Here is a 20,624-nt window from a genome sequence, read left to right on the forward strand (position 1 = left end):
ACGAGTGCTGGAGCGGTGTCCCGAGTGCCCCGGAACGGTCCCACTCAGCTGGAGTGACGTGGCTCACGGGACGCGACAGTGGTGGGCTGGATCCGATGAGCGCCGAGACACCCCCGATGGTCGCGACCACGGCCGAACTGTTGCTGGCCCGCGCCGAGGACGACAACACCGCCCTGCTCTTCGAGGAGAAGCGCTGGAGTTGGCGCGAGTTCGTCGCCGAGTCCGAGACCCGGGCGCGCCTGGTCGAGGCGGAGTTCGGGGCAGCGGCCCGGCCTGAGGGCCAGCCGCTGCACATCGGCGTGATGATGGAGAACACCGACGAATACATGTTCTGGCTGGGCGCCTCGATCCTGGCCGGCGCCACCCTGGTCGGGGTGAACCGCACCCGCCGTGGCGCGGAACTCGCCGGCGACATCGCCGGCACCGACCTGAGGGTGATGGTCTGCGAAGAGCAGGACCGCGAGGTGCTTGCCGCGGCAGTCCCCGACGGGCTCCCGGTCTGGACGGTGGGCACCACGGCGTACGACGGGTTGCTGGCGGCCCACGCCGGTGGCGCGCCGTCGATCCGCCCGGCCGCGCTGGACCCGACCGCCCGGATGCTGCTGCTCTTCACCTCCGGATCCACCGGTGCGCCCAAGGCGGTGATCTGCTCCAGCGGTCGGTTCGCGGCGCTGTGCCAGCTGAACCCGATCGAGTTCACCCCCGACGACGTCGCCTACAACGCGATGCCGCTCTTCCACGGCAATGCGCTGATGGCGGCCTGGGGCCCGTGCCTGGCCAACGGGGCAGCGTACGCGATCCGGCGCAAGTTCTCCGCCTCCAACTTCCGCGGTGATCTGCAGAGGTTCGGCGCCACCTTCTTCAACTACGTCGGCCGCTCACTGGCCTATGTGCTGGCCCAGCCGGAGCATCCCAGTGAGGCCGACAACCGGCTCCGCTTCGCGTTCGGCACCGAAGCGTCGGCCGCGGATCGGGCCGAGTTCGAGCGCCGCTTCGGATGCATGCTCTTCGAGTCCTACGGATCCTCCGAGGGCGCGATCCACATCGTGCGTACGCCGGACACCCCCGAGGCCGCGCTGGGCAAGCCACAGATCGGGTACGACGCGGACGTCGTCGACGAGGACGGCAACGTGTGCCCGCCGGCCGAGCTCGACGAGCACGGCAACGTGCTCAACCCTGCGGAGGCGATCGGCGAGATCCGTGCCCTGGGCGGCGCCGCCCGGTTCGAGGGCTACTACCGCAATCCGACTGCGACCGCAGAACGGCTGCGCGACGGCAACTTCCACACCGGCGACCTTGCCTATCGCGATGCTGACGGATTCTTCTACTTCGCCGGCCGGACTGCGGACCGGTTGCGGGTGGACTCGGAGAACCTCGCTGCCCGCCCGATCGAGGTGATCCTGGAACGGTTCACCGGTGTCCACGCTGCCGCGGTCTATCCGGTGCCCGACCCGCACACCGGGGATGCGGTGATGGCGGCACTGGACGTGGACGGCGACTTCTCGCTCAAGACGTTCGCCGCCGACCTGGCGGCCGAGCCCGACCTGAGTGCGAAGGCGGTGCCGCGGTTCGTCCGGCTCTGCGACCCGATCCCGGTCACAGCCACCCGCAAGACCGACAAGGCGACGCTGCGCCGCGCCGGGTGGCACGGCGTCGATGTCTTCGAGTGCATCGACGGCGCCTACCAGTCCGTCGGCGCTGAGCGTGCCGCCGTACTGGACGAGGAGGCGGCCCGGCACCGCAACCCCGCAGCACGCTGAGCGGATCGAGCTGCTGGTCCGGCACGCGGATACGGTGGGGCCATGGTCGACGAGTTCGCTGCGCTGCGCGCCGAATACACCGCTGCCGGGCTGTCCGAGGACGAGGCCGGCGCCGATCCGATCGCCCTCTTCCGCGACTGGTTCGACCAGGCGCGGGTGTTGCCCGAGCCGAACGCGATGGTGCTGGCCACCACCGGGGACGACGACCAGCCCTCGGCCCGGATGGTGCTTCTGAAGGGACTCGACGAGCGCGGGTTCAGCTTCTTCACCAACCTCGATTCCGCCAAGGGTGAGGACCTGGCTGCGAACCCACGCTGCGCACTGCTCTTCCCGTGGCATCCGTTGCAGCGGCAGGTGCGGGTCACCGGCCGCGCGGAACTTCTCGAGCGCGACGAGGTGGCGGCGTACTTCGCGACCCGGCCCCGGGGCGCCCAACTCGGCGCCTGGGCCTCACCGCAGTCGCGCGTGACCACCAGTGCCGGGCTGGATGAGCGCTTCGCCGAGGCTGATGCCCGGATGCCCGATGCGGTCGAGGTGCCGCCGCACTGGGGCGGGTACGTCGTGGTGCCCGACGCGATCGAGTTCTGGCAGGGACGCGGCAACCGGATGCACGACCGGATCCGGTTCCGTCGGGCGACACCTGGCTGGGAGCGCGAGCGGCTGGCGCCGTGAGGCGTTTGCGTCGGCCGAGTCGACTAGAATCGATCAACCAGGAGGTGCGACCCATGACCCAGCAGGTCGAGCTCAGCGGTGACCAGCAGGCGCTCATCAGTTCCCTCATCGCGGAGGGTGTCTACAGGAGCGCGGCAGAGGCGGTTGCCGACGGACTGCGGAGGATCGAAAAGGAGCGGCGGGACCACGCCGATCAGCACGCAGCGCTACAGGAGGCTGTGAGAGCCGGGTTCGATGATGTTGATGCAGGAAACTACCTCGACATCAGTACTCCGCACGCGCGCGAAGAATTCTGGGATGCTGTGCGCACCGAACTGGACGCTCGTGCTGCCAAGCGAGGTCATGGAACCCAAGCGTCACGCTGCTCCCGAGGCCGGTTGGGTGTGACAACCTTGGGTGCAGCCAGCACGTGCGAAAGCCGCATCGCCGGCCTCCATGGGCACTAGCCTGAGCGGGTGAACCCGCGCCGCCCCGAGGACCAGGCCGGCGAGCGTCGGCGCCTGGCGCTGGAGGCGATCGTCGCGCTCACCGCACGCCTGCACGACCCGGCCAATGCCGAGGACGTCGTCGAAGAGATCGCCCGCGGTGCACGCACCCTGGTCGGCGGGGAGGTGGCGGCACTGCTGTGGGTGCGCGACCAGGTGCCCACGATCGTCGCGGTTGACGGACCGGGGGAGCGGGACCTGCCAGCGATGCTGGCTGCGGTGGAGGACGAGGTGGTCTCCCTGCTCACGGACGGCCGCGAGATGAGCGTCGTCCAGGGTGCCGGCCGTGTGCTGGTGCTGGCCCCGCTGCATGCGGTGCTGGCCGAGCCCAGGCTGATCGTGGCCTCCCTGCCGGAGCATGCTGGCGCCGATCCTGCGCCCGGTGTCGATGAGGAGATCGCGGAACTGCTGGGGATGTTCGTGGAGCAGGCAGGCCTGGCCATCGACCGCACCGTCGCCCTGGCCGAGCGCCAGGAACTGATGCTGGTCGCCGAGCGCGACCGGATCGCGCGCGACCTGCACGACGTGGTGATCCAGCGGCTCTTCGCCACCGGCCTCCAGTTGCAGGGGGTGCGGGGCAAGGTCGACGACCCGGCAGTGACCGAACTGCTGGCCAGTGCGGTCAAGGACCTGGACACCACGATCCGCGACATCCGGACCACCATCTTCGAGTTGCAGTATCGCGGCCGGGTCTCGTTGCGCGCCGATGTACGCAAGCTGGTGCGCGAATATGTCCCGGTGCTCGGGTTCACGCCGCTGGTGCGGATCACGGGTGCGGTCGACGCGCTGGTGCCCGACCCGGTGGCAGCCCAGTTGTTGGCCGTGCTGCGCGAAGCGCTCTCCAACGTGGCCCGCCATGCCGGCGCCACGACCTGCCGCGTCGAGGTCGACGTACGCCGTGACGAGGCGCCCGGGCGGGTCCGGCTCGCCGTCATCGACAACGGCACCGGCATCGACGGCGAGGTGGTCGAGTCGGGCCTGCGCAACGCGCGCCGTCGCGCCCAGGACCTCGGCGGCACCTTGACCCATGCCGGCGAGGAGGCAGGTGGGACACGCCTGGTCTGGCAGGTCCCACTGGCGCCCTGAGCGCCTAGTTCTTGATGATTGGAAGACCTATTTTTGCCCAGTAGGAAGTCCGAGATCTGTTGGATTGAAGGCATGGATGATCGACGTCGAGTGATCGACTCCGTTCTGGACAGCAGTGGCGAACAGCGACGTTCGGCACCTGAACTGGCTCGGTGAAGCGCTTGGCGGCCGGCTCGCGGACAAGGTGATGATCACCACTGGACCCCACGCATACCGACGCCCAGACGGCGTCGCCGTCGTAGCACGTGCGCTCTTGGGTCCCTGAGGGCGCCGTCATCCCCGGGGCAAGCATGCGACAGCGGTCCTCTGTCGTTTCAGGACGTGGTCGGACCACCCGGGTTGACGGGCACCGGCGTCGGCTCGGCGGCTGAGTCCTTCTCCCGGTGCGCAGGCTTCCGTTCCGGCAGCAGCGAGATCGCAACCGAGAGCACTACCCAACTGGCGACCACGGCGAGCAGAAACCGCGTCAGAGCCGTGCCCATCGGCAGGTCGCCCACGACGAAGGCCTGCCACAGGGCGGGCGAGACGACCAGGGCCGCAGCGAGCAGCACCGGGGGAGAGGCAGGGTTCACTTCGTTCATGCGGTCACCGCCAGGGTCTGGTCAGCGCCGCTCCGCGAGGCGGAGACGACACCGACGGATCGGACACTTGCCGTCGAGATGAGTTCGGAATAGGAGAGAACCGGGAGCCGCTCGATGGTTGGCTGCACCATCCGGCGTACGCCCGCGCGCACCTGCGGCGAGCAGACCAGCACCGGACGCAGGTCCTGGTTCTCCGCCTCGGTGGTCAGCCGGAGCAGTTCGGTGACGACGTGCTGGCCCAGGTCGGCGTCGAGCGCGATCACCGCGCCACCCTCGGTCATCCGCAGCGCCTCGAGCATCTTCTGCTCCAGCAGCGGCTCGAAGCTGATCACGTGGACGGTGCCCCCGACGGCGTACGGCGCGACGATGGCCGGGCCCAACGCCGTACGGGCGGCCTCGATCAACGCCTCCGGCTCCTTGGTGGCCTGCGCCTTGAGCGAGAGCGCCTCATAGATCCGGGCCAGGTCGCGGACCGCGATGCCCTCGTCGAGCAGGCCCTGCAGCACTCGCTGCACCTCGCCCAGGCTGAGCTGGCTGGGGGTGAGCTCCTCGACCACGACCGGGTGGGTGCCCTTGAGTACGTCGGTGAGCATCCGGACGTCCTCGCGCCCGAGCAGGCGTGCCGCGTGCTGGGTGACGACCTCGGCCAGATGGGTGGTGATCACCGAGGCCCGGTCGACCACGGTGGCCCCGGAGAGCTCCGCCTGGTGCCGCAGCCCGGCCGGGATCCACTTCGCGTCGAGGCCGAAGACCGGCTCCTTGGTGGCTTCGCCGGGCATGGAGGCGAGCACGTCGCCGATGGCCAGCACGGTGCCCGACGGTGCGGTGCCGCGGGCCACCTCAACGCCGAAGAGCCTGATCGCGTACGTCGCCGAGGGGAGTTCCAGGTTGTCGCGGGTGCGGACTGGGGGGATCACGATGCCCAGGTCGCCGGCGACCTTGCGGCGCAGCGCCTTGACCCGGTCCAGCAGGTCCCCGCCAGCGCTCGCGTCGACCAGGTCGATCATGTCGGCCGACAGTTCGAGTCCGAGCGGATCGACCTGGATCTCGGCGACCAGTTGCTCCGGCGTTTCCGCGGGCGCCGGTGCGGCAGCGGCCAGTTCGGGCAGCGACTCGTCCTCGGCAGACTCCTTCTCCAGGCGGGCGGAGAAGACCAGCATCAGGCCCCCGGCGATCAGGAAGGGGAGCTTCGGCAGGCCCGGGATCAGGCAGAGCGCGATCGCGGCGCCGCCAGCGACCTGCAGCGGCATCCGACGCCGACCGATCTGCTTGAGGATGTCCGAGCCCATGTCCTCGTCCGCGGTGGAGCGGGTGACGATCAGGCCGGTCGCCACCGACAGCAGCAGGGCGGGGATCTGGGAGACGAGACCGTCCCCGACGGTGAGCAGGCTGTAGGTCTCCACCGCGTCGCCCATCGGCATCCCGAGCTGGGCAACGCCGACGGCGAAGCCGCCGATCAGGTTGATCAGGGTGATCACGATCGCGGCGATCGCATCGCCCTTGACGAACTTGGAGGCGCCGTCCATCGCGCCGTAGAAATCGGCCTCCGCGTGCACCTCGGCGCGTCGCCGCCGGGCCTCCTCCTCGTCAATGAGTCCGGAGTTGAGGTCGGCGTCGATGGCCATCTGCTTGCCGGGCATGGCGTCGAGGGTGAAGCGTGCCCCGACCTCGGCGACCCGGCCGGCACCGTTGGTGATCACGACGAACTGGATGACCAGCAGGATGACGAAGATGATCATGCCGACGATCAGCGAGCCGCCGACCACGAAGTGGCCGAAGGTGTCGATCACCTTGCCGGCATAACCGTCCAGGAGCACCAGCCGGGTGGCGCTCACGTTCAGCGCGAGCCGGAAGAGCGTCATCACCAGGATCACCGCGGGGAACGCGGCGAACTCGAGCGGCTTGTTGACGAACATCGCGGTCAGCAGGATGAGCAGGGCGCCGGTGATGTTCAGCGCGATCAGCAGGTCCAGGACCATGGGCGGCAGCGGGACCACCAGCATCACCACGATGAACACGATGCCTACCGGCACCGCGAGCTGGGTGATCCGCTTCATGGATGCTGCCTTCCGGACGGGTCGATGCGACTCGATCGAGTCGTGCCGTCCGTGGCACCTGCGGGTGACGCCGTCCTGGCGTCACCCGGTCCATCGGCCGGGTCGCGGCGTATCTGAGGGATTTGCGTCGAGGCGGCACGTGTTGACGTGGCGGGCGGGGGCGGAAGTGGTGCATGTGCGCCCGAGGCGCCCCGGATTCCGGGGATTCGGGGCCGGAACGGTGCATGTGCGCCGAAGCGTGCCGTCGCGGCGTCGTACGGCGGCAGCTCGTCGCGGCTGCGGGCAGAAGTGGTGCATGTGCGCCCGAGGCGCCCCGGAATCTGGCGATTCGGGGCCGAAAGGGTGCATGTGCGCCGGGCGGGCCCTTGAGACGCGGCGTTAACTCGTGCCGCCTCGGCGTCGTACGGCGTCAACTCGTGCCGCCTCGGCGGGTCAGGCAGGCGCGGGGGCTGGGTTCGCGCGGGTGGGCGTACGCCGTCGGCGGCCGATCGCAGGCACGGCCGGGAGTTCCGACTCAGAGCGGGGGCTGCGGTGGGCCCCGCCGAGCTGGCCCCGCGAACGGCGGCTGATCACGAAGGCGAGCACCTGGGCCACCGCGGCGAAGAGCTCCGCGGGGATCTCCTGGCCGACCTCGGTCGAGGAGTGCAGGGCGCGGGCGAGCGGGATGTCGCGGACCAGGGGTACGTCGGACTCGGCAGCGCGTTCGCGGATCTTCGCCGCGATCACGCCGGCACCGCGGGCCACCACCCGGGGGGCGCCCTTCTCGGCGTCATAGGAGAGCGCCACCGCGACGTGGGTCGGGTTGACCAGGACCACGTCGGCGTTGGAGACGTCGGCGAGCATCCGGTTGCGCGAGACGGCCAGTTGCCGCGAGCGGCGGGCGCCCTTGAGCATCGGGTCACCCTCGGACTGCTTGTGCTCCTGCTTGACCTCGGTCTTGGTCATCCGGGTCTGCTTGCCGATCCGACGCCGGGTGATCAGATAGTCCACCCCGCCCATCACCAGGCCGGCCAGCGCGATGTTGCGGATCATCGACAGCGCGTTCTGCCCGACGATCTCCAGCATCGACGGGATCGGGATGAACCCACCCAGCATCGGCATCAGGGCACGCATCGCGGCATAGACCAGGATCGCGACCAGGGCTGACTTGATCAGCATCTTGCCGCCCTCCCACCAGGCCTGCGGCCCGAAGATCCGCTTGGCGCCCTTGATCGGGTCGAGCTTGGAGAGCTTCGGCTTCATCGCCTTGGTGGCCAGGTAGAAACCACCCTGGGAGAGCGCCGCCCCGACCCCGAGCAGCATCACCGCGGCACCGAGCACGACCAGCACCAGGAACGCATGCCACATGCCCTGGCCGAGCACCTTCAACGCGATCGCGACGTCGGCATGCTCACCGGCACGCAACGACGTGACGAAGAGCCCGTGCAGCGCCTCGAACTCCCGCTTCAGCAACGCCGGCAGCGCCAGCGCGACCACCATCATGCTGGCCCAGCCACCGATCTCCTGGGTGCGCGGGACCTGGCCCTCCTTGCGGTTCTCCTTGTTCTTCTTCGGAGTGGGCTTCTCGGTCTTCTCCTCACCACTGCTCGCGCTCACCGGATCACCCCCCGCCGCCGGAGATCTCGAACATCGCCTCGTTGGCGAGGTCGACCAGCATCGCCATCGCGTGCGGCAACACCGGGAAGCTGAGCCCGATCAGCAGCAGCGTCAGGCCGATCTTGGCCGGGAACATCACGTTGATCGCGTTCAGTTGCGGCGCCACCTTGGTCAGCAGCGCCAGGCCCAGGTCGGCAATGAAGAGGACCGCGATCATCGGCAGCGCGATCTGCACCGCGACGGTGAAGAAGAGGCTGAACGCTGTGGTGATCACGTCGGTGATCGTCGAACTCTCGGGCGCCGACCCCAGCGGCAGGAAGCGGAACGTGCTGAGCAGCCCGCCGATCACCAGCAGGTGCCCACCGGTGGCGAAGAGCAGCATCGTGGCCAGCATCTGGTGGAACTTGCCGAAGACGGTGTTCATGTTCATCGTCATCGGGTCGAAGGCGGCCGCCATCGCGAAGCCGCCGAACATGTCCACCAGCGACCCCGCCATCGTCACCGCCATGAAGAGCAGATAGGTGACGAACCCCATTGCTGCCCCGATCAGCACCTGGGTGAGCACGTTCATCACCAAGGCAGCCGTGCCCATGTCGACCCGCTGCGTGCCCAGCACCGGGGCCATCGCCAGGGCCAGGCCGAGGGCCAGCACCACCTTCGCCATCGCCGGGATGGCCCGGGTGGAGAACGGCGGCACGATCGCGATCCAGGTGATGATCCGCACCGAGGCCAGCAGGAACGTGACCAGGGCGTCGCCGGCGAGGGTGATGGCCATGGCTCAGGCCAGCAATCCGGGGATGCGCTCGAAGAGCTGCTGGGTGAAGGAGATCAGCGTGTGCAGCATCCAGTTGCCCGAGACCAGCAGCGCGACGCCGACCCCGACCAGCTTCGGCACGAAGGCCAGGGTGAACTCCTGGATCTGGGTCATCGACTGGAAGAGCGAGATCGTGAAGCCGATGACCAGGGCGGTGACCAGGATGGGTGCGCTCAGCTTCAGCGCGACCAGCATGGTCTGCAGGGCGATCTCGATGACGGTGGTATCAGTCATGGCAGCTATCCGTAACTTCCGACCGTCGACTGGATCACCAGGGCCCAGCCGTTGACCATCACGAAGAGCAGCAGCTTGAACGGCAGCGAGACCATCACCGGCGGCATCATCATCATGCCGAGCGCCATCAGCGCCCCGGAGACGACGATGTCGATCACCAGGAACGGGATGAAGATGATGAACCCGATGATGAACGCTTCCTTCAGCTCGCTGAGCACGAAGGCCGGGATCAGGGTCGTCATCGGGACATCCGCGCGGGTGGCGGGCTGCTCACGCTTGGCGACGGTGGTGAGCAACTGGATCTCGTCGTCGCCGGCGTTGGCGAGCATGAACTCGCGCAGCGGCTCGATGCCGTCGTCGTACGCCGCAGAGAGGGACTTCTCGCCGTTCATGTAGGGCTGCACCCCGGCGTCGTTCATCTGTCCCAGCACCGGGCCCATGATGAAGAGGCTCAGGAAGAGCGCCAGCCCGGTCAGCACCTGGTTGGGCGGGGTCTGCTGCAAGCCGAGCGCGTTGCGGGTCAGGCCCAGCACGACCAGGATCTTGGTGAAGCTGGTGCAGGTGAGCAGGATGGCGGGGGCCAGTGAGAGCAGGGTGATGGTCAGGATGACGCTGACCGAACTGGTCGGCTTGTCGACCAGGCCGTCCAGGTTGACCGTGATGGTGCCGTCGTTGCCCGGCCCGCCGGGGCCGCTGGGGCCGACCGGGTCCGCGTGGGCGGTGCCGCCGAGGGTGAGCCAGAAGGTGATCGCCAGGGCACCGAGCACCAGGGCGCGGGCCACGATCCGTCCGGTGCGCCGCGGCGCGGGAGCCGTCCCGCTCGCCGGGCTGGTCATGATGCCCGTCGCAGGGCCGCCATTGCCTGGCGCCATGTGTCCGGGGACAGGATCGAGCCGGCCAGCGGGGTCGCCGACGAGGCGGTCGGGTGGGTACGCCGGGTCGCCTTGCGCGCTCCGGGGGCGCGGTGTGCGCCACGGCGTACGACGGTGGCGTCCGCGGTTGCCGCGGCCTCGGCAGCCCGGGCGACTCGTGCGCTCAGGTCGGGGACCGGCACGGTGCGCGGGGACTCGAGGATGTCCAGGCCCAGCGGCTGCAGGACCTCGTCGACGGAGGTGTCCTCGGACGCCTCGTGCTCGGCCGGGTCCGCCTCGGGCAGGTCCAGTTCGTCCGGGTCGAGTTCGGCCAGCAGGTTCACCTGCTGGTCGGTGCTGCCCAGCACCAGCACTCGCTCACCGACCTTGATCACCGAGACCGCCGAGGAGCGGGTCAGCGCCTGCCGCTGGACCACCGTGATGGTGGCCCCGGACTGGCTGCGGAATCGTCGCGCGCTCAGGCGGGCGATCATCAGCAACAGGCCGACGACCACCGCGAGCGAGAAGACGAGGCGGACGGTGAGCTCGAGCACGGGTCAGCTCGCGGCCGCTTCGTCGAGCACCTCGGTGATCCGCAGGCCGAAGTCCTCATCGACCACGACGACCTCGCCGCGGGCGATCAGGCGGCCGTTGACCAGCAGGTCCGCCGGGCTGCCGGCGGCGCGGTCGAGTTCCAGGACGGCGCCCGGGGAGAGGGCGAGCAGGTCGCGCACCGTCATCCGGGTGCGGCCCAGCTCGACGGTCACCTCCATCACCACGCCGTGCAGCATCTCGATGCCACGCCGGCCCGCTGCCGGGACTGCCTGCTCCGGCTGGGGAGTGGGGACGGCGTGCACGGGCGCCGGCTGGGCGTGCGCCTGCCCCGGGACGGTGCCGACGGACGGCGACCCGGCCGAAGTGGGCTGGGCGGGAGCGGGCGGGACGGGGGTTGCGCCGGCGGTGAACTCAGGCCCGCGCACCTGCTCCAGGAGGCGGTCCTGGACCAGGACAGCCGCGTCGATGCCGGCACCGATCAGCGGGACCACGGTGAACGGACCGGCCATGGTGGCGACGACGGTGTCGATCTCCACCTGGGCGGCCGCGCCGGCGGCCAGGGAGAGGCTGCGGGCGAGCGTGTCGATGGCCGGCTGGGTGGCGGCAGCCAGGTCCAGCCCGCCGAGCGGCGAGTTGGCCATCGCCTCGACCAGGTCGTTGCCGACCAGGATCGCGGCGACGCCGGAGCGGGCGCCGTTCACCTCGGCCACGACGGCGCCGGCGAAGGCGGCCGTGACGTGCTCGTTGCCGGGCTGTGCCACCGACGCGGTGAGCGGGAGCGCGGCCGGGAGCACCGCGGCGACCTCCGCCGCGACCGCCTGGGCGAGCTCGTTGCCGGTCAGGTCGCTGGTCATGATTCCTCCTGGGGGATGCCGACGATCAGTGCCGCCAGGCGGGGCCCGCGGGCCCCGATCGTGGCGTGGGCGAAGACGGTGCCGTCGACGGTGACGTCGATCGGGGCCGAGGACGGGTGGGCCAGGCGTACGACGTCACCCACGGTGAGCGCGGAGAGCACGTCGGGCCCCAGTTCGGTGGGGCGAAGGCGGGCGTGGACGTCGACCGGGACGGTGTCGAAGCTGGCCCGCAGCAGCTCGGCGGCGCGCACCCGCTGGGCCCGCTCGCGATCCGAGGCTGGCGCCGGGGCAGCGGCCTGGGCCAGGTGCGGCAGCAACCCGGTGAAGGGCAGGCACAGCGTCATCCGGTGTGCCTGGTCGCCGATGCGCAGGGCGAACTCGGTCACCACCATCACCTCGGACGCGGCAGCCATCTGGGCGAACTGGGGGCTGTATTCCTTGCCGGTGACGCGCGGCTCGAGGGCCACGATCTGGGCCATCGCGTAGCGCATCTCGCCGAGCAGGCGCTCCACCAGGCCGCTCATCACGGCACCCTCGATGTCGGAGAGGTGGCGCAGCGGCTGGGTGGCGCTGCCGGGCCCACCGAGCATGTGGTCGACGCACGACATGGTTGCCGCCAGCGGCAACTCGACCATGCCCACACCCGGCATCGGGTCGACGCTGAAGAGCGTCATGTAGGTCATCGGGTCGAGCGAGTCGATGTATTCGGCGTACGTGCGCTGGTCGATCGAGGAGAGGCCGACCTCGCAGACCCGGCGCAGCGAGGAGGTGAACAGGGTGGTGGCCTGGCGGGCGAACGAGTCGAAGCCGAGTTGCAGGATCCGCGAGTGCTCCCGGGAGAGCTGGATCGGGCGGCGGAAGTCGTAGGCGACCGGCTGCTTCGTCGCGGCGCGCCGACGCGCACGCAGGCCCTGCTCGGGGGCGGGTGGTGCGACGGTCGGGTTCACGCCGGAGGGATCGGCGTACGACGGATCCACCTGAGGCAATCCGCAAATGCTGGCCCACCGGGGGAGCCGGATAGCCCATTCGGACCAGCCCGTTCGGGTGGTCCGACCTGACCGATCGGTGGATGCCTCCGCTCAGGTCATTGGGTCACGAAGTCGGTGAAGTAGACCTCCAGGACCTCCTCGTCGTACGCCTCGCGGATCAGGGTGGAGAGCTCCTCCTTGAGTGCCCGGCGCTGCTCCGGGTCGGTGACGCTGGCCACGGTGCGGCCGCTGAGCAGGTCGATGGTGATGTCGAGGGCGCGCGAGCCGTCCACCTCGTCCGCGCCCTCGGCCAGTTGCAGCGCCAGCCCCACGCGCAGGTAGTGACCGCCGGCCAGGTTCACCTGGAGAGCGGTCAACGGCAGCACCTGGCCGGGCTCCGGTTCGCTCGGGCCGCTCGGGCGCAGCAGGAACTGCCAGGCGCCACCGGCGGCGAGCAGCAGCACCACGACCACGACCAGTGCGAGCTTCTTGCGCGAGCGCGGCTCCTCGGTCGCCTCGGCCTGGTCCTGGGGGAGTGCGGTCATGGTCATGATGTCCGTCCTTCGTCGTTGGCGCTGGTCTGGGCGGCGCGCGGGTCCTGCTCGCCGAGCAGTTCGCGCGATTCGGCCGGCAGCGAGGTGAGCACCACGATGTCGACGCGCTTGTTCACGTCCTGGGAGCCCGGCTTGTCCGGGTCGACCAGGGGGCGCTCCATCCCGTAGGAGGAGGCGGAGAGGCGGGTCTTGTCGATCCCGCCCTGCTCGTTGAGGTGGCGCAGCACGGTGATCGCCCGCGCCGAGGCCAGGTCCCAGTCCGAGGCGTAGTAGCGCGGCTTGCCCGGCGCCTGGTTGGTGTGGCCGTCGACCTGCAACGGGTCGTCGATGTCACGCAGCACCGGGGCGAGCGTGTCGACCACCTCGCGACCGCGGTCGGTCAGCGTGGCCAGGTCGAGGTCGAAGACGACGTGGCGCGAGACCATGCTGATCACCAGGCCGCGGTCGTCGATCGTGGCCTGTACGTCGTCCTCGAGTCCGTGCGCGGCCAGGGCCGCCTCGAGCCGGCGGCGTACCTCGTCGAGCCGGTCGGCCTCGTTCTGGGCCTCGGCGACCCGGCGCTGGTGGGCCAGGACTTCCTCACGGTTGATGGCCCGGTCGACCATTTGCACCTGCTCGGGGGTGAGCCCCTCCAGTTCCGCGTCCGGGACGATCGCGCTGCTGACCGTGGCGCCCTGGCCGTTGAGCACCGTGTTCTTCTCGTGCATCATCACGCCGCTCTGCCCGAAGCCGGAACGCAGGCTCTCCTTGAGTTCCTGATATTTCGTCTCGTCGACCTGGCTCATCGCGAAGAGCACGATGAACAGCGCCATCAGCACGGTGATCATGTCGGCATAGGAGACCAGCCACCGCTCGTGGTTCTCGTGCTCCTCCTCGAGCTCGCGCTTCTTGCCCCGCCGTGCCATCTCAGGCCGCCTCGGCGTCGTCGCTGACCAGGGAGCGCAGCTTCTGCGCGACGATCCGGGGATTGGATCCGGCCTGGATCGCGCTGACGCCCTCGATCACCATTTCCATCCGGTTGACCTCGAGGTCGCTGATCCGCTTCAGCTTGGCCGCGATCGGCAGCCACAGTGCGTTGGCGCTGAGCACGCCCCACAGGGTGGCCAGGAAGGCGGCCGCGATCATGTGGCCGAGCTCGTCGGGCTTGGACAGGTTGCCCAGCACGTGGACCAGGCTCATCACGGTGCCGACGATGCCGATCGTGGGCGCATAGCCACCGGCGTCGGTGAAGAACTTCGCCGACTGCTTGTCGGTCTTCTTCTTGGCGTGCACCTCAGCCTCGAGGATGTCGCGCAGTTCCTCGTGGTCGGTGCCGTCGACGGCGAGGGTGACGCCCTTGACCAGGAACGGGTCGTCGATCGCGCGGAGCTTGTCCTCCAGGGCGAGCAGGCCCTCCTTGCGGGCGGTGTCGGCCAGGTCGACGATCGTCTCGATGATGTCGGCGTCGGCCTCGGTCTTGCCGGTGAAGGCGCGCTTGGCGGACTTCACCGCGTTCTTCATGTCGGCCATGGTGCCGCCGGCGATGGTCACCCCGATGGTGCCGCCGAAGACCAGCAGCATCGGCGGCAGGAGCAGCATGTGCATCGGGTTGCCGCCCTCGATGATGTTGGCGACGATGATGAAGACGAACGCCAGGCCCAGCCCGAGCAGGGTTGCGGGATCCATCACGCCTCCCGGTTCGTGGGCAGGGTCTTCACCGGCGCCAGGAACGGCTGTTCCTCGGCGAGGTCGGGTTCGGGTGTGGTGGCCGGCAGCACCGAGGAGAGGGCGACGATCCAGGCCCGGTGCTCGCGGACAGCAGTGACGATCGCGGCCGGGTCTTCCTGGACGACGTGCTTCTTGCCGTCGACCAGGGTGACCACCGTGTCCGGGGTCGCGTCCACGCGCTCGATCAGGTCCGAGTTCAGGATGAACCGGGAGCCCGAGAGTCGGGTCAACGAAATCATGGCGCACCGTCCTTGTGCTGTTGCTGCTCGGGGCCGTCCGTGGCCCTTCGAGGATCACCATCGGCAGCCAGGCCCGTGACCTGAGGGATGTGGGGGGTGGTCGATCTCCCGGGTACGCCGTCCCGTTGCGCGGCATGAAGAAGGTCCCCGACAGCCGCCGGCGAGATGTGGCTCGCCAGGACCGCCGGGGACCTGGACCTCCGGGGTGACCGGGTGCCTCGCGCAAGGGGTCGCGGGGGCACGCCGGTCGGGGTCGTGTCGGGTGACGCCGTGGCCCGCAATGCGCGGAGTCAGGCGCCCATCACCATGACCTAGCGCTTGATGTTGACCAGTTCCTCAAGCACCGAGTCGGAGGTGGTGATCACCCGCGAGCTGGCCTGGAAGCCACGCTGCGCGAGGATCAGGTTGGTGAACTCCGCGGCCAGATCGACGTTGGACATCTCCACCGCACCCGACATCAGGGTGCCGCGGCTGCCCTGCCCGGCGACGGCGATCTCGGGGGCGCCGGAGTTGGCCGAGGCGCGGAAGGCGGTGTCACCGACCTTCTCCAGGCCGAGCGGGTTGTTGAAGTCGGCGATCGCGACCTGGGCCAGGTTGCGCTGGACGCCGTCGTCGAAGACGCCGCGGATGATCCCGTCGCTGCCGATGCTGTACGACGTCAGCTCGACGCCGGCCGGGACCGCCGGCACCACGTTCGCGGTGTCCATCGTGATGTCGGTCAGGCCGCCGGTGGGCTGGCCCGCGGCGTCGAGGGCGAACCCCTGGACGCGCTTGCCGGAGGTGGTGACCAGGGTGCCGGTCTCATCGAAGTTGAACGCGCCCGCGCGGGTGAAGAGTTGCTCGTTGCCTTCGCGGATGACGAACATCCCGTCGCCCTGGATCATCAGGTCGGTGGTGTTGCCGGTCATCTGGGCCGAGCCCTGCAGGAAGTTGGTCCGGGTGGCGGCGAGCTGGACGCCGAGCCCGACCTGGATCGGGTTGGTGCCGCCGTTGTTCGCGTTGGCGGCCGAGGCGCCGGTGAGCATCTGGCTCAGGGTGTCGGAGAAGACGGTGCCGCTGGCCTTGAACCCGGTGGTGTTGGCGTTGGCGATGTTGTTTCCGGTGACGTCCAGCATGGTCTGGTTGGTGCGCAGTCCGGAGATGCCGGCGAAGAGTGAACGAAGCATGATGTGTTTCCTTGTCTGTGGAGGTTCGGTGGTCCTGGATCAGGCGGCGGAGTCGGTGTTGCGCACTGCGGCGATGGAGGTGAGGGCGACCGGGGTCCCGTCGACGTCGAGCAGGGGGCCCTCGCTGGAGAAGGTCACGCCGCTGACCCGGCCCTGGACGGCGTTGCCGTCCGCGTCGGTCCAGGTGACGTCCTTGCCGACCAGGCCGCTGGCGCCGAAGGCCAGTTGCATGTTCATCGCGGTGGTGGTGGCCTCGGCCACCTTGGTCATCTGCTCGAGCGAGTTGAACTGGGCCGTCTGGGCCAGGAACGCGCTGGAGTCGGTCGGGTTCAAGGGGTCCTGGTAACGCAACTGCGCGACCATCAACTCCAGGAACATCTGCTTGTCCTCTGCCGAGGCGCTGACGGCGGACTGGCCGAACATGCCGGCGCTCGCGCCGGACACCGCTTCGGTTGCCGGGATGGACATGGCTTCCCTCCTCACATGGTCAGGTCGAGTCCCGCACCGGGGTGCGGGGTGGCCTGGCGGGTGTGCTGCAGCCCGGGGGCTGCATCGGTGGTGCCATCCGTGGCGGTGTGGTGGCCGGGCGTCCGTGCCCGGTCGTGCTCCATCTGGTGCTGGCCGCCCGAGCCGGCAGCCTGGTCGCGGTCACCGGTCCAGGCGCCGTCCTGACCCTGGGCGGTGGTGCCCATCTCGCGCACCGAGACCCGGGAGTCCGCTGCGCCGAGCTGGTCGAGCAGGCGCCGCAACTCGGGGGCGTCCTCGAGCAGGGTGCGGGCCGCGGTGTCGTGGGCGGCGAGCTGCACGTGCATCGCCCCGTCCCGCACGGTCAGCACCACGCGTACGTCGCCGAGTTGCTCCGGCTGCAGCTTGAGGGTGACCCGGTGGGTGCCGTTGGCACTGCCTGCGCTGGTGACCAGTTGGGTGATCTGCTCCGCGACCTGGGCCGTGGCCGGGGCCACGGGGGCGGCAGTGGCGCCCGGGGTGGGCTGGCCGAGTGTGGTGGCCTGCGTTGCCGTGACCGGCTGTGCCTGTGTGACTTGCTGCGTAGCTGTGACCTGCTGGTCGCCCGGGGCCGCTGGTGCGGTCGAGGCGCTGGAGGTCGTCGTCGCAACCGGCGCAGCCACCCCGCGACCATCGGCGAGCGCGGCACCTGCAGCAGGCACAACCGGCGCAGCCACCCCACGACCATCGGCGAGCGCGGCACCAGCAGCAGGCACAACCGGCGCAGCCACCCTGCGACCATCAGTGGGAGCGGCACCCACCGTAGCCACAACCGGCGCGGCCACCCCGCGACCATCAGTGGGAGCGGCACCCACCGTAGCCACAACCGGCGCGGCCACCCCGCGACCATCAGTGGGAGCGGCACCCACCGTAGCCACAACCGGGGCAGCCACCCCACGCACATCAGTAGGAGCGGCACCCACCCCAGCCACAGCCAGCGCAGCCACCCCACGCACATCCGCAAGCACGGCACCAGCCAGTGAATCCCCCTCGTTGTCGTGTCGTTCACTGTCACCAGGTGACTGCAAACGAGACGCTTGCGGCGCACCGTCGCCCATCAGGCCAGCCAGCAGGGCGGCGAACCCCTGGGCAGCCTCGTCCGAGCCGGCCTCGGCAGAGAGCGGCGCGGCCGGCGATACCGTCGGCGGCAGCAGCGGCAGGATGCTCATCGGGTGCCTCCCAACATCCCCATCACGGAGGACACGTAGTTCTGAGTCTCGCGATAGGGCGGGATCCCGTCGTGGCGCAGCACCGCACCCGGACCGGCGTTGTAGGCGGCCAGCGCGAGTTCGGTGCTGCCGAAGCGGTCCAGCAGGTCCGACAGCAACCGGGCGGCACCGTCGACGGCCTGGGTCGGGTCGAACGGGTTGGTCACGCCCAGTCCGCGCGCCGTCGCGGGCATCAGTTGCATCAGCCCCTGTGCCCCGGCATGGCTGACCGCGCTCGGGTCGAACCCGGACTCCTGGCGGGCCACGGCGGCAAGCAGGGCCGGGCTGACGCCGTGGGTGGCGCCGGCGGTGTTGAAGAGGACGGCGTACGGCGTGCTCGGCGAGACGGTGCCAGTGACAGCGACGCCGGTGACCGGGGCATCGGCAACCACGCGGCGTACCGCGGTCGGAGTCGCCCACACCTCGCTGATCTGGACGTTCTTGCCGGGCCGGGGCGCCTCGATCATCTGGTTGTTGCCCAGGTAGATGCCGACGTGGTCGACCGGGGAGCCGAAGGCGAGGATGTCGCCCGGCGTGGCGTTGGCCAGGCCGCCGGCCACCGGCTGCCCGGCGGTCGCCTGCTGCCAGGAGACCCGCGGCAGGTCGATGCCCAGATTCTTGTGCACCAGCTGGACCAGGCCCGAGCAGTCCAGGCCACTGGCCGGGTCGGTGCCTCCCCAGACGTAGGGGACGCCGAGGTACTTCTTCGCCTCGGCGACGACCGCGTCACCGGTCACCGTGCCGCCCGCCGATTCGGTGGGGGTGGTCGCGGTGGTGGCGGCCAGTTGCTCGGCGAAGGCGGTCGAGGTGGCGGCGACGGGGCGGCCGACCTGATGCAGCTGGGCGAGCTGGACCTGGATCTGCTGGATCCGGGCGTGCACGTCGATGACGCTCATCGCTCACCCCCGGAGCGGGCGCGGCGCTGGACCAGCTGGCCGGCGATGTCGTCGAGCTCGGCGGCCTCGCGGCGGGCCCGTTCGACGCGGCGCTCGGCAGCGCGGCGCTCGAGCAGCATCTCCACTGCGCTGAGCCGGGTCTTCGCCTCGCTCCAGTGGCCCTGGGCGACCGTGGCCAGGCGGTGTGCGGTGGCCAGCGCTTCCTCGGCGGAGCGCAACTCCTCGCCCAGGCTGGTCATCGTGGCGCGTCGGGTGGCGAGCTCCGCCCCGGTGCCGGCGCTGAACCCGTCGCCGGCGGTGAGCCGTCGGCGTACGTCGGCAACGCGCTGCTCGCACTGGCGCCGTTCGGCGAGTGCCGCGGTCAGTCCCAGTCGGGCGTCCTGCTCACGTACGCCGCGCACCCGGGCCACGGCGCGCATGCCGGCGTCGGCCTGCCGGGCGCTCATGGCGCCACCAGGGCGTTGAGCCGCTGCCAGGTGGCCTCGGTCGGCGTACTGTCGTCCATCGCCTGGCGCAGGAACGCGTTGATCGCGGGCATCCGGGCGAGTGCGGCGTCGGCATCGGCATCGGCGCCGGAGACGTAGGCGCCGATCTCGACCAGCTCGCGTACGTCGCGGTGCGCGGCCAGCATCCGGCGCAGCGTGGTGGCATCGGCGCGCTGCTCGCGCGTGGTGACCGCGGAGGTGACCCTGGAGATCGACTCGAGCACGTCGATGCTGGGGAAGTGGCCGGAGGTGGCCAGGCGCCGGGAGAGCACCACGTGTCCGTCCAGGATCGAGCGGGCGGTGTCGCCGATCGGGTCCTGCATGTCGTCGCCCTCGACGAGCACCGTGTAGAGGCCGGTGATCGATCCGTGCGGGTTGGTGCCGGCGCGCTCCAACAGCCGCGGCATCAGCGCGAAGACGCTCGGCGGGTAGCCGCGGGTGGCGGGCGGTTCCCCGGCGGAGAGGCCGATCTCGCGCTGGGCCATCGCGACCCGGGTGAGCGAGTCCATCATCAGGACGACGTCCCGCCCGCCGTCGCGGAACCATTCGGCGATCCGGGTGGCCACGAAGGCGGCGCGGAGCCGCTCCACCGGCGGGGCATCCGAGGTGGCCACCACCAGCACGGAGCGGGCCATCCCCTCGGGTCCGAGGTCGTTCTCGATGAACTCGCGGACCTCGCGACCACGCTCGCCGACCAGGGCGATCACGGAGACCTCGGCCTCGGTGCCGCGCGCGATCATCGAGAGCAGGCTGGACTTGCCGACGCCGGAACCGGCCATGATGCCCAGGCGCTGTCCGCGCCCGGCGGGGACCAGGGCGTCCAGTGCGCGGACGCCGAGGCCGAGCTGGGTGTCAATCCGGGGGCGGTCCATCGCCTCAGGGGCGGGGTGCTCGACGCTGACCCGGTCCAGGTGCGCCAGGCTGGGCCCGCCGTCACTGGGGCGGCCGAGGCCGTCGAGGACCCGGCCGAGCAGTTCGGTCCCGACGCCGATGGTGAGCGGTCCACCGCTGTGGTGCACCGGCGAGCCGACCTGCAGCCCGGTGGTGGGTCCGAGGGGAAGGCAGACCAGACCACTGGGCGTGCCGGCCGCGACCTCGGCGAGCACCGGCCCCTGGGCAGGGTCGGCCGAGGAGATCTCGACCAGGTCGCCGATGGCGGCGTCGAGGCCGGTGACGCGCAACTGGAGACCGACCACCTCGGCGACCCGGCCCAGGCGGAGCGGGGCGGTGGCGGCCAGGGCGCGCTCACGGATCGGGGCAGTCAGCACGCTCATCGCTGCGTCCTCCTGCTCGACCGCTGCGGTGCCTCACTCCGGCACACCTCGTCCCTCGGCGTACCTCCGTGGGGGCTC

23 protein-coding genes are annotated in these 20,624 nt (G+C 70.2%); 4 read left to right on the forward strand and 19 right to left on the reverse strand.

What is annotated here, in order from left to right; all coding sequences use genetic code 11:
- Positions 1 to 95 precede the first annotated feature (95 nt).
- From Q9R27_RS02380 to Q9R27_RS02395, 4 genes are read left to right on the forward strand one after another with little or no spacing between them, the layout of a single operon-like run.
- Positions 96 to 1,760, forward strand: a complete 1,665-nt coding sequence (locus Q9R27_RS02380) for an AMP-binding protein (RefSeq protein ID WP_311250715.1) — start codon at positions 96 to 98, stop codon at positions 1,758 to 1,760.
- A gap of 42 nt (positions 1,761 to 1,802) precedes the next feature.
- Positions 1,803 to 2,432: a pyridoxamine 5'-phosphate oxidase gene (gene pdxH / locus Q9R27_RS02385; protein WP_311250716.1), complete on the forward strand. Its 630-nt coding sequence runs from the start codon at positions 1,803 to 1,805 to the stop codon at positions 2,430 to 2,432.
- Positions 2,433 to 2,485: 53 nt separating this feature from the next.
- Positions 2,486 to 2,878 carry a type II toxin-antitoxin system ParD family antitoxin gene (locus Q9R27_RS02390; RefSeq protein ID WP_311250717.1) on the forward strand — a complete coding sequence of 131 codons (393 nt, stop codon included), beginning with the start codon at positions 2,486 to 2,488 and terminating at the stop codon, positions 2,876 to 2,878.
- A gap of 9 nt (positions 2,879 to 2,887) precedes the next feature.
- Positions 2,888 to 4,003, forward strand: coding sequence for a histidine kinase (locus tag Q9R27_RS02395; RefSeq protein WP_311250718.1), 1,116 nt, complete (start codon positions 2,888 to 2,890; stop codon positions 4,001 to 4,003).
- Between the two features lie 314 nt (positions 4,004 to 4,317).
- On the opposite strand, the gene Q9R27_RS02400 is transcribed toward Q9R27_RS02395, so the two are convergent.
- From Q9R27_RS02400 to Q9R27_RS02490, 19 genes are all read right to left on the reverse strand, one after another.
- Entirely contained in the window at positions 4,318 to 4,584 is a 267-nt protein-coding gene (locus tag Q9R27_RS02400; RefSeq protein WP_311250719.1) for a hypothetical protein, read from the reverse strand.
- The gene (gene flhA, locus Q9R27_RS02405; protein WP_311250720.1) at positions 4,581 to 6,641 is read right to left on the reverse strand and encodes a flagellar biosynthesis protein FlhA; all 2,061 of its coding nucleotides are present in this window, start codon (positions 6,639 to 6,641) and stop codon (positions 4,581 to 4,583) included. The genes Q9R27_RS02400 and flhA overlap by 4 nt, the downstream gene beginning before the upstream one ends.
- A gap of 432 nt (positions 6,642 to 7,073) precedes the next feature.
- Entirely contained in the window at positions 7,074 to 8,237 is a 1,164-nt protein-coding gene (locus Q9R27_RS02410; protein WP_311250721.1) for an EscU/YscU/HrcU family type III secretion system export apparatus switch protein, read from the reverse strand.
- Positions 8,238 to 8,241: 4 nt separating this feature from the next.
- Positions 8,242 to 9,012: a flagellar biosynthetic protein FliR gene (locus Q9R27_RS02415; protein ID WP_311250722.1), complete on the reverse strand. Its 771-nt coding sequence runs from the start codon at positions 9,010 to 9,012 to the stop codon at positions 8,242 to 8,244.
- A 3-nt stretch (positions 9,013 to 9,015) separates the two neighbouring features.
- Entirely contained in the window at positions 9,016 to 9,285 is a 270-nt protein-coding gene (fliQ, locus tag Q9R27_RS02420) for a flagellar biosynthesis protein FliQ (protein WP_311250723.1), read from the reverse strand.
- Positions 9,286 to 9,290: 5 nt separating this feature from the next.
- Complete coding sequence (gene fliP / locus Q9R27_RS02425) at positions 9,291 to 10,121, reverse strand: flagellar type III secretion system pore protein FliP (RefSeq protein ID WP_311250724.1); 831 nt, start codon at positions 10,119 to 10,121, stop codon at positions 9,291 to 9,293.
- Entirely contained in the window at positions 10,118 to 10,690 is a 573-nt protein-coding gene (locus Q9R27_RS02430) for a flagellar biosynthetic protein FliO (RefSeq protein WP_311250725.1), read from the reverse strand. The genes fliP and Q9R27_RS02430 overlap by 4 nt, the downstream gene beginning before the upstream one ends.
- Positions 10,691 to 10,693: 3 nt before the next feature.
- The gene (fliN, locus tag Q9R27_RS02435; RefSeq protein WP_311250726.1) at positions 10,694 to 11,545 is read right to left on the reverse strand and encodes a flagellar motor switch protein FliN; all 852 of its coding nucleotides are present in this window, start codon (positions 11,543 to 11,545) and stop codon (positions 10,694 to 10,696) included.
- A complete protein-coding gene (locus tag Q9R27_RS02440; protein WP_311250853.1) occupies positions 11,542 to 12,522 on the reverse strand; it encodes a flagellar motor switch protein FliM in 981 nt (326 codons plus the stop codon). The genes fliN and Q9R27_RS02440 overlap by 4 nt, the downstream gene beginning before the upstream one ends.
- Positions 12,523 to 12,629: 107 nt before the next feature.
- Positions 12,630 to 13,064: a flagellar basal body-associated FliL family protein gene (gene fliL / locus Q9R27_RS02445; protein ID WP_311250727.1), complete on the reverse strand. Its 435-nt coding sequence runs from the start codon at positions 13,062 to 13,064 to the stop codon at positions 12,630 to 12,632.
- Positions 13,061 to 13,972: a flagellar motor protein MotB gene (locus Q9R27_RS02450; RefSeq protein ID WP_311250728.1), complete on the reverse strand. Its 912-nt coding sequence runs from the start codon at positions 13,970 to 13,972 to the stop codon at positions 13,061 to 13,063. The genes fliL and Q9R27_RS02450 overlap by 4 nt, the downstream gene beginning before the upstream one ends.
- 1 nt (position 13,973) lies before the next feature.
- Positions 13,974 to 14,732, reverse strand: coding sequence for a flagellar motor protein (locus Q9R27_RS02455; protein WP_311250729.1), 759 nt, complete (start codon positions 14,730 to 14,732; stop codon positions 13,974 to 13,976).
- Positions 14,732 to 15,013: a flagellar FlbD family protein gene (locus Q9R27_RS02460; protein WP_311250730.1), complete on the reverse strand. Its 282-nt coding sequence runs from the start codon at positions 15,011 to 15,013 to the stop codon at positions 14,732 to 14,734. Before Q9R27_RS02460 ends, Q9R27_RS02455 begins: the two co-directional genes overlap by 1 nt.
- A 311-nt stretch (positions 15,014 to 15,324) precedes the next feature.
- Positions 15,325 to 16,179: a flagellar hook-basal body complex protein gene (locus Q9R27_RS02465; RefSeq protein WP_311250731.1), complete on the reverse strand. Its 855-nt coding sequence runs from the start codon at positions 16,177 to 16,179 to the stop codon at positions 15,325 to 15,327.
- 39 nt (positions 16,180 to 16,218) lie between these two features.
- A complete protein-coding gene (locus Q9R27_RS02470; RefSeq protein ID WP_311250732.1) occupies positions 16,219 to 16,647 on the reverse strand; it encodes a flagellar hook capping FlgD N-terminal domain-containing protein in 429 nt (142 codons plus the stop codon).
- Between the two features lie 11 nt (positions 16,648 to 16,658).
- Positions 16,659 to 17,414 carry a flagellar hook-length control protein FliK gene (locus Q9R27_RS02475; RefSeq protein ID WP_311250733.1) on the reverse strand — a complete coding sequence of 252 codons (756 nt, stop codon included), beginning with the start codon at positions 17,412 to 17,414 and terminating at the stop codon, positions 16,659 to 16,661.
- Positions 17,415 to 17,848: 434 nt separating this feature from the next.
- Positions 17,849 to 18,787 (reverse strand): transglycosylase SLT domain-containing protein, encoded by a 939-nt coding sequence (locus Q9R27_RS02480; RefSeq protein WP_311250734.1) that lies wholly within the window; start codon positions 18,785 to 18,787, stop codon positions 17,849 to 17,851.
- Positions 18,784 to 19,233 carry a flagellar FliJ family protein gene (locus tag Q9R27_RS02485; protein WP_311250735.1) on the reverse strand — a complete coding sequence of 150 codons (450 nt, stop codon included), beginning with the start codon at positions 19,231 to 19,233 and terminating at the stop codon, positions 18,784 to 18,786. Before Q9R27_RS02485 ends, Q9R27_RS02480 begins: the two co-directional genes overlap by 4 nt.
- On the reverse strand, positions 19,230 to 20,546 hold the full coding sequence (locus tag Q9R27_RS02490; protein WP_311250736.1) for a FliI/YscN family ATPase: 1,317 nt from the start codon (positions 20,544 to 20,546) through the stop codon (positions 19,230 to 19,232). The genes Q9R27_RS02485 and Q9R27_RS02490 overlap by 4 nt, the downstream gene beginning before the upstream one ends.
- Between the last annotated feature and the right edge of the window lie 78 nt (positions 20,547 to 20,624).

The sequence above is a fragment of the Nocardioides sp. AE5 genome (assembly GCF_031844485.1).
Taxonomy (GTDB): Bacteria; Actinomycetota; Actinomycetes; order Propionibacteriales; family Nocardioidaceae; genus Nocardioides.